This window comes from Rhizobium ecuadorense (genome assembly GCF_001187535.1).
Lineage (GTDB): Bacteria > Pseudomonadota > Alphaproteobacteria > Rhizobiales > Rhizobiaceae > Rhizobium > Rhizobium ecuadorense.
The window spans coordinates 1-309 of the sequence record NZ_LFIO01000740.1 but is presented as its reverse complement, the minus strand read 5'-3'; the positions used below and the strand labels follow the sequence as shown (position 1 = coordinate 309).

1 protein-coding gene is annotated in these 309 nt (G+C 59.2%); it reads left to right on the top strand.

The features are described from left to right. Positions 1-309 (top strand): MarR family winged helix-turn-helix transcriptional regulator (locus AF337_RS13645; RefSeq protein ID WP_049732493.1); only part of this gene is annotated, 309 nt, incomplete at both ends.

The window sequence follows — 309 nt, the reverse complement described above, 5'->3', positions numbered from 1 at the left end:
GTGCTACGCGATTTACACTGCCGGAATTGCAATCCAGCGCGCCTACAAACCTCTTCTCGACGAGTTGGGCCTGACGTACCCGCAGTACCTCGTGCTCAATGTGTTGTGGAGCGAAGATGGGCAGACGGTCGGTGCCATTGCCAACGCCCTTGCCCTGGAATCCAGCACGCTGACGCCGCTATTGAAGCGCCTTGAGACATCCGGGTTGCTGCGCAGGACCAGAAACCTGAGCAACGAGCGCCAGGTGTTGATTGCGTTGACCGACGAAGGCCGGGCATTGCAGCACAAGGCTGGTTGTCTCAGCGACAC